We start from the raw sequence: 8,222 nt of genomic DNA on the forward strand, positions 1-8,222 counted from the left end.
ATTCGAGTACTTACTCGTCTTCCAGCTCGATGTTGATACCCAGAGAACGGATTTCTTTCAACAGTACGTTGAAGGATTCCGGCATGCCTGGTTCCATACGATGATCGCCATCTACGATGTTTTTATACATCTTAGTACGGCCGTTCACGTCATCGGACTTAACAGTCAGCATTTCCTGCAGGGTATAAGCGGCACCGTATGCTTCCAGTGCCCACACTTCCATCTCACCGAAGCGCTGACCACCGAACTGAGCTTTACCACCCAGCGGCTGCTGAGTAACAAGGCTGTAAGAACCGGTAGAACGCGCGTGCATCTTATCGTCAACAAGGTGGTTCAGTTTCAGCATGTACATGTAGCCGACAGTAACCTGACGCTCGAATTGCTCGCCGGTACGGCCGTCAAACAGTGTGATCTGGCCAGAGGTTGGGATTCCGCCCATTTCAAGCAGTTGCTTGATCTCTGACTCTTTCGCACCGTCGAAGACTGGTGTTGCGATCGGCATACCTTTTTTCAGGTTCTCAGCCAGACGCAATACTTCGTCATCGGTGAAGGTGGTCAGATCAACTTTCTGACAAACGTCGTCGCCCAGATCATAGGCACGCTGGATGAACTCGCGCAGCTTAGAAACTTCTTCTTGTTTCTTCAGCATGGCATTGATTTTTTCACCAATACCTTTCGCGGCCATACCCAGGTGGGTTTCCAAAATCTGACCAATGTTCATACGTGATGGAACGCCCAGCGGGTTCAGTACGATATCAACAGGAGTCCCGTTTTCATCGTAAGGCATATCTTCGATCGGGTTGATCTTGGAGATAACACCTTTGTTACCGTGGCGGCCTGCCATCTTGTCACCAGGCTGGATTTGACGTTTAACGGCCAAATACACTTTAACGATTTTCAGCACACCTGGTGCCAGATCATCGCCCTGAGTGATTTTACGACGCTTAGCTTCGAGTTTTTTCTCAAACTCGGATTTCAGTTCGTCGTACTGTTCAGCAAGCTGTTCCAACTGATTCTGTTTGTCTTCGTCAGTCAGTGACAGTTCTAACCAACGATCGCGAGGCAATTTGCCAAGTTTGTCAGCTTCAACACCGCCAGCAACCAGCGCAGACTGGATACGCGCAAACAGACCCGCTTCCAGAATCTGCAGCTCTTCAGTCAGGTCTTTCTTAGCCTGCTTCAGCTGCATCTCTTCGATTTCCAACGCACGCTTGTCTTTTTCCACGCCATCGCGGGTGAAGACTTGCACGTCGATAACCGTACCGGAAACGCCGTTTGGTACACGCAGAGAAGAGTCTTTAACGTCAGACGCTTTCTCACCGAAGATCGCACGCAGCAGTTTCTCTTCTGGCGTCAGCTGGGTTTCACCTTTAGGTGTCACCTTACCAACCAGAATGTCACCACCGGTCACTTCAGCACCGATATAAACGATACCGGACTCATCCAGTTTAGAGAGCGCAGCTTCACCCACGTTAGGGATGTCAGCGGTGATCTCTTCAGGCCCTAACTTGGTGTCACGGGACACACATGCCAGTTCCTGGATATGGATGGTCGTGAAGCGGTCTTCCTGCACAACACGTTCGGAGACTAAGATGGAGTCTTCGAAGTTGTAACCGTTCCAAGGCATGAACGCGACACGCATGTTCTGACCCAGTGCCAGTTCGCCCAGATCTGTTGACGGACCATCTGCCAGCACGTCGCCGCGCTCGATTGGCTCGCCCAGATTCACACACGGCATCTGATTGATGCAGGTGTTCTGGTTAGAACGGGTGTATTTGGTCAGGTTATAAATGTCGATACCTGCTTCGCCCGGGTACATCTCTTCTTCGTTAACACGAATAACGATACGGGATGCATCCACGTACTGAACAATACCGCCACGTTTAGCTACGGCAGTAACACCGGAGTCAACCGCTACAGCACGTTCCATACCAGTACCTACCAGCGGCTTATCAGCGCGCAGGGTCGGAACTGCCTGACGTTGCATGTTCGCACCCATCAATGCACGGTTGGCGTCATCGTGTTCCAGGAATGGAATCAGTGAAGCACCAACGGATACAACCTGTTGGGTGGAAACGTCCATGTAGTCAACCTGATCGCGGCTAAACAGGCTTGATTCGCCTTTGCTACGACAAGTGACCAGGTCTTCAATGAAGCGCCCTTCTTCGTCCAGGTTGGAGTTCGCCTGAGCGATTACGAAGTTACCTTCTTCAATTGCAGACAGATAGTTGATTTCATCAGTCACCAGACCATCACGCACGCGACGGTAAGGGGTTTCCAGGAAACCGTACTCATTGGTCTGTGCATACACAGACAAGGAGTTGATCAGACCGATGTTTGGACCTTCTGGCGTTTCGATTGGACATACGCGACCGTAGTGAGTCGGGTGTACGTCTCGAACTTCAAAGCCAGCACGTTCACGGGTCAAACCGCCCGGGCCCAATGCAGAGATACGACGCTTGTGCGTGATCTCAGACAACGGGTTGTTCTGGTCCATAAATTGTGACAGCTGGCTTGAGCCGAAGAATTCTTTCACCGCAGCCGAAATCGGCTTAGCGTTGATCATATCCTGAGGCATCAGTGTGTCGAGGTCGCCCAGAGACAAACGCTCCTTAACAGCACGCTCAACACGAACCAGACCTACACGGAACTGGTTTTCAGCCATTTCGCCGACGGAACGAATACGACGGTTGCCCAAGTGGTCGATATCATCCACTTCGCCCTGGCCGTTACGAATGCCGATCAGCTTTTTCATTACCTGAATGATGTCGTCTTTGCTCAGGATACCTGAACCTTCGATTTCATCACGCAGCAGAGAACGGTTGAACTTCATACGACCAACAGCAGACAGGTCGTAGCGATCTTCAGAGAAGAACAGGTTCTCAAACAGGCTTTCGGCCGCTTCACGCGTTGGTGGCTCACCAGGACGCATCATTCGGTAGATTTCAACCAGTGCGCTCAGGCGATCGCTGGTTGGGTCGACGCGAATGGTCTCGGACATGTACGCGCCATGATCGAGGTCGTTGGTGAACAGCGTTTCAATGGTTTTGTGACCGGACTGGCTCAGTTTAGCCAGCAGATCCAGAGACAATTCCATGTTAGCCGGGACGATCAGCTCACCGGTATTGGTGTCAATGTAGTCTTTAGAGACCACTTTCCCTGCGATGTACTCAACAGGAACTTCGATGCGCTGAATTTCGTCTTTTTCAAGCTGACGAATATGGCGGGCAGTGATGCGGCGGCCTTTTTCTACATAGACTTTGCCGTCAGCTTCGATATCAAAGGAAGCTGTTTCACCGCGCAGGCGCTCAGGTACCAGTTCCATCTGCAACTTGTTGTCGCGGATCTGGTAAGTCACCTTGTCAAAGAACAGGTCAAGGATCTGTTCAGTCGTGTAATTTAATGCACGCAGAATGATGGTCGCAGGCAATTTACGGCGACGGTCAATACGCACAAACAGGTTATCTTTCGGGTCAAACTCGAAATCTAACCATGAACCGCGGTAAGGGATGATACGTGCGTTATAAAGCACTTTACCCGATGAGTGGGTTTTACCCTTATCGCTGTCGAAGAATACGCCCGGACTACGGTGCAGCTGAGATACGATAACCCTCTCAGTACCGTTAATCACGAAGGTACCATTTTCGGTCATGAGCGGAATTTCGCCCATATAGACTTCTTGTTCCTTGATGTCTTTGACCGTACCTTCTGGTGCTTCACGTTCATAGATTACCAGGCGCAGTTTCACGCGCAGTGGCGCGGAGAACGTCACACCACGGATCTGGCATTCTTTAACGTCGAATACAGGCTCACCAAGACGGTAGCTAACGTATTGCAGCTCAGAGTTACCGCTGTAGCTCTTGATAGGGAATACAGAACGGAATGCAGCTTCCAGACCGTACTGGCCTTCCGGATCTTGCTCGATAAACTTCTGGAACGAGTCAAGCTGGATAGAAAGGAGATATGGAATGTCCAAAACTTGTGGACGTTTACCAAAATCCTTACGAATGCGTTTTTTCTCGGTATAGGAGTAAACCATAGGGTTCCTCAGCTCGCTGATCAGTGACCCAATCTTGTCTGCCCTGAGAAGGACAGTTCATGCAACACCGTTTATGTCGATCGGAAAGCAGAAACGCTTCCCGCAATATCTGTTTTCTACCACTCTTAAATCATTTCGTTGTGCGTTATCTGTAGATGAGCTACAGCAAGGGGCATCAATATATTAAGGCGTCTATAGAAAGAGATATTAGAGTAGTTCAGTGCTCAAACAGTGTGAAACACCACTGACACTCTATAGCGCAAAAAGGCTGGTGACTAAAAAGTCACCAGCCATCAGTCTGTTAGGACAGACTGCACTCCGGGAAGTTAAACTTACTTAACTTCAACAGAAGCACCAGCTTCTTCCAGAGATTTTTTCAGAGCTTCAGCGTCGTCTTTGCTGATGCCTTCTTTCAGAGCTGCTGGAGCAGACTCAACCAGGTCTTTAGCTTCTTTCAGACCCAGGCCAGTTGCGGTACGAACAGCTTTGATAACTGCAACTTTGTTCGCGCCAACAGCAGCCAGAACAACGTCGAACTCAGTTTTTTCTTCAACAGCTTCAGCAGCAGCAGCAGGACCTGCAACAGCAGCAGCAGCTGAAACGCCGAATTTTTCTTCCATAGCGGAGATCAGTTCAACGATTTCCATTACAGACAGAGCTGCAACGCCTTCAATGATTTGTTCTTTAGTGATTGACATTTCAAGTGTTCCTAGAATTCAGAAATAGTGTATACGTAAGCAAATGAACGAGATAGAAAAGGCTGATTAAGCAGCTTCTTTCTGATCGCGTACAGCAGCCAGAGTGCGAACCAGTTTGCCTGCAGAGGCTTCTTTCATGGTTGCCATCAGGCGTGCGATTGCTTCTTCGTAAGTAGGCAGAGTTGCCAAGCGGTCGATTTGAGCCGCAGGAATAAACTCACCTTCAAAGGCCGCAGCTTTAACCTCAAATTTTGCATTCGCTTTAGCGAAATCTTTGAACAGACGGGCAGCAGCGCCTGGGTGTTCAGCAGAGAATGCAATCAAGGTTGGACCGACAAACGTGTCTTTCAGGCACTCAAACTGAGTACCTTCTACGACGCGACGCATCAAGGTGTTGCGAACAACACGCATGTAAACGCCAGCTTCACGACCTGCTTTACGCAGTTCAGTCATTTTATCTACAGTTACGCCACGAGAATCCGCAACAACCGCAGACAGCGCGCCTTTGGCTACTTCGATGACTTCAGCAACAATCGCTTGTTTGTCTTGAAGATTTAATGCCATTAGCTTTTTGCTCCTGGATTTGGCCGGGGAAAATCCCCGGAACTCACATCACTTGTTATCGAGAATCGATATCAAGCGTTCAAACACGGTGAGCAGAGAATCCAGCAAAGACAAATCTTAATTCTTTATAAAAAAGACAAAGAAATATTTTCTTCAGGCTCTGTCACCGTCTACGCAGGAAGGATTAAGTCCCTTTCGAGACACCTGCGGTCTTGGACGGAGGTCTGGATAGGCCAGACTCCAACCGAAAAATCTTGGTTTCGCATTAACGAAACAACGGGCCATAGATTCTAGACAAATCTACCGCCCGCGTAAAGCGATAAACGTCAGCAGTTAATTAGTTAACTGTTGCGCTCAGGCCGCTTTGATCAACAGCAAGACCAGCGCCCATGGTAGTGGACAGGCTTACTTTCTTGATGAAAACGCCTTTAGCCTGAGAAGGCTTCGCTTTTTTCAGAGCGACCAACAGAGCTTCCAGGTTTTCTTTCAGCTTGTCGGATTCGAAATCAACCTTACCGATAGTGGTATGGATGATGCCGTTTTTGTCGTTACGGTAACGAACCTGACCAGCTTTAGCATTCTTAACCGCTTCAGCAACGTTAGGGGTTACAGTACCAACTTTCGGGTTAGGCATCAGACCACGTGGGCCCAGAACCTGACCTAATTGGCCAACAACGCGCATTGCATCTGGAGATGCGATAACAACGTCGAAGTTCATTTCGCCTTTCTTGATCATGTCAGCCAGATCTTCCATACCTACCAGCTCAGCGCCTGCAGCTTTAGCAGCTTCAGCATTTGCACCTTGGGTGAAGACGGCAACGCGAACAGAACGACCGGTGCCGTGTGGCAGTACGGTTGCGCCGCGAACGTTTTGATCAGATTTACGAGCGTCGATGCCGAGGTTAACAGCAACGTCAACGCTTTCTACGAATTTAGCAGTGGCCAGCTCTTTGAGCAGAGCAACGGCTTCGGTGATGTCATACTGTTTAGTAGCATCAACTTTGTCACGGATCACGCGCATGCGCTTGGTCAGCTTAGCCATTTATTAATCCTCCACTACCAGGCCCATGGAACGAGCAGTACCTTCGATGGAGCGAGTCATCGCTTCAACGTCAGAACCAGTCATGTCCGCAGCTTTGGTTTCTGCGATTTCACGAACCTGAGCACTCGTTACTTTACCCACTTTGTCTTTGTTCGGCTTGCCGGAACCAGACTTGATACCAGCCGCTTTCTTCAGCAGTACTGCTGCAGGAGGGGTTTTGGTAACAAAGGTGAAAGAACGGTCAGAATAAACAGTAATAACAACAGGAATTGGCAGGCCTTTTTCCATGCTATCAGTCTTAGCATTGAACGCCTTACAGAATTCCATGATGTTCACGCCTTGCTGACCCAGAGCTGGACCAACTGGCGGACTTGGGTTTGCCATACCGGCTGCAACTTGCAGCTTAACGTAGGCTTGTACTTTCTTGGCCATGGTAAATATCCTCGTTTGGGTGATATCGCCTGTTTGAAGAGGCTCCCCGTTATTTGCAGAACTTGGTTCTTTACGTTTCACGTGCAGAGGCTGCACATAAAAACAAAAGGCGCGAAATTATAGTTCAATTTCGCGCCTTGTACAACATCTGTTCTAACGAATATTTAGAAAGCTGCTGTTAGCCTTTTTCAACCTGACCGAAGTCCAGTTCAACCGGTGTTGCACGGCCAAAGATGGATACAGACACTTTCAGGCGGCTTTTTTCGTAATCAACTTCTTCAACCACACCATTGAAGTCCGCAAACGGACCGTCGTTAACACGTACCAGTTCACCTGGTTCAAACAATGTTTTAGGACGTGGCTTATCACCCACTTGTTGCAGGCGATTCATGATCGCATCAACTTCTTTATCGCTGATTGGTGCAGGACGATCTGACGTTCCGCCAATGAAGCCCATCACACGAGGAACGCTGCGAACTAAGTGCCAGCTGGCGTCATTCATTACCATCTGTACCAGCACATAACCCGGGAAGAATTTACGTTCACTTTTACGGCGCTGGCCACCACGGATCTCAACCACTTCTTCAGTTGGAACCATGACTTCACCAAACAGTTCTTCCATGTCATGTAATTTGATGTGCTCACGCAGCGATTGCGCTACGCGGCCTTCAAAGCCAGAAAACGCCTGAACGACGTACCAACGTTTTTTAGGTGCTTCAGACATTTAGAACCTCAAGCCAGTAATGAAAGATACCAGGCGGACTAAAATACCATCCAGCCCCCACAGAATCAGAGACATAACGGCAGTCACCGCAGCAACGATCAGTGTGGTATGCAATGTTTCCTGGCGCGTTGGCCAAATGACTTTACGTACTTCAGTACGCGCTTCACGAGCAAACGCGACTGTCGCTTTGCCTTTAGTGGTCAGTAATGCCACTGCGCCTGCAATTGCGATAATAACAACTACGGCTAACGCGCGTAACGGCAGGCTGTATGCACGGTAATAATAGTTACCGACAATAGCTACAACCAACAAAACGGCAACAACCAGCCACTTTACCGCTTCCAGGCCGCGCCCGCTCCCTTGAGCCTCGGTATTCGCACTCATAAACCAACCCGTCACAATGATTCAGAACAAACAACTTTGCCTCGCATTGCGAGGCAAACCAAACCGATCGATGCTCTACTTGAGCGCAATTCGGTGTTTTACGCTATATCTCAGAGCCTATCTCACCAGTGATTATGACGTAAAAATCGCTGATGAGATAGGTTCTAGCGCCACAGCGTAGAAAAAAGGGCATCGAATGATGCCCTTTTAGTGTGTATTGCGTCAACGAATAGTGACAAAAAACTATCAGCGATTAAGCGATAACTTTAGCAACAACACCAGCACCTACAGTACGGCCGCCTTCACGGATTGCGAAACGCAGACCGTCATCCATCGCGA

7 protein-coding genes and 1 pseudogene are annotated in these 8,222 nt (G+C 49.1%); all 8 read right to left on the reverse strand.

The genetic code is table 11. From position 1 onward, the window contains the following. Nucleotides 1-10: 10 nt before the first annotated feature. A complete protein-coding gene (gene rpoB / locus EC840_RS24745) occupies nucleotides 11-4,039 on the reverse strand; it encodes a DNA-directed RNA polymerase subunit beta (protein ID WP_095924285.1) in 4,029 nt (1,342 codons plus the stop codon). 332 nt (nucleotides 4,040-4,371) lie between these two features. Further along, a complete protein-coding gene (gene rplL, locus EC840_RS24750) occupies nucleotides 4,372-4,737 on the reverse strand; it encodes a 50S ribosomal protein L7/L12 (protein WP_013577410.1) in 366 nt (121 codons plus the stop codon). 66 nt (nucleotides 4,738-4,803) lie between these two features. Continuing rightward, entirely contained in the window at nucleotides 4,804-5,301 is a 498-nt protein-coding gene (gene rplJ, locus EC840_RS24755) for a 50S ribosomal protein L10 (protein ID WP_112288545.1), read from the reverse strand. Between the two features lie 337 nt (nucleotides 5,302-5,638). Continuing rightward, the gene (rplA, locus tag EC840_RS24760) at nucleotides 5,639-6,343 is read right to left on the reverse strand and encodes a 50S ribosomal protein L1 (RefSeq protein ID WP_112288544.1); all 705 of its coding nucleotides are present in this window, start codon (nucleotides 6,341-6,343) and stop codon (nucleotides 5,639-5,641) included. A 3-nt stretch (nucleotides 6,344-6,346) separates the two neighbouring features. Next, entirely contained in the window at nucleotides 6,347-6,775 is a 429-nt protein-coding gene (gene rplK / locus EC840_RS24765) for a 50S ribosomal protein L11 (protein ID WP_013577413.1), read from the reverse strand. Nucleotides 6,776-6,953: 178 nt separating this feature from the next. Next, nucleotides 6,954-7,499, reverse strand: coding sequence for a transcription termination/antitermination protein NusG (gene nusG / locus EC840_RS24770; RefSeq protein WP_009639145.1), 546 nt, complete (start codon nucleotides 7,497-7,499; stop codon nucleotides 6,954-6,956). After that, nucleotides 7,500-7,883, reverse strand: a complete 384-nt coding sequence (secE, locus tag EC840_RS24775) for a preprotein translocase subunit SecE (protein ID WP_034794996.1) — start codon at nucleotides 7,881-7,883, stop codon at nucleotides 7,500-7,502. 253 nt (nucleotides 7,884-8,136) lie between these two features. Then, nucleotides 8,137-8,222 (reverse strand): annotated as a pseudogene (locus EC840_RS24780) (elongation factor Tu); the annotation flags it as partial.

The sequence above is a fragment of the Rahnella sp. JUb53 genome, assembly GCF_004346065.1.
GTDB classification, from domain to species: domain Bacteria; phylum Pseudomonadota; class Gammaproteobacteria; order Enterobacterales; family Enterobacteriaceae; genus Rahnella; species Rahnella variigena.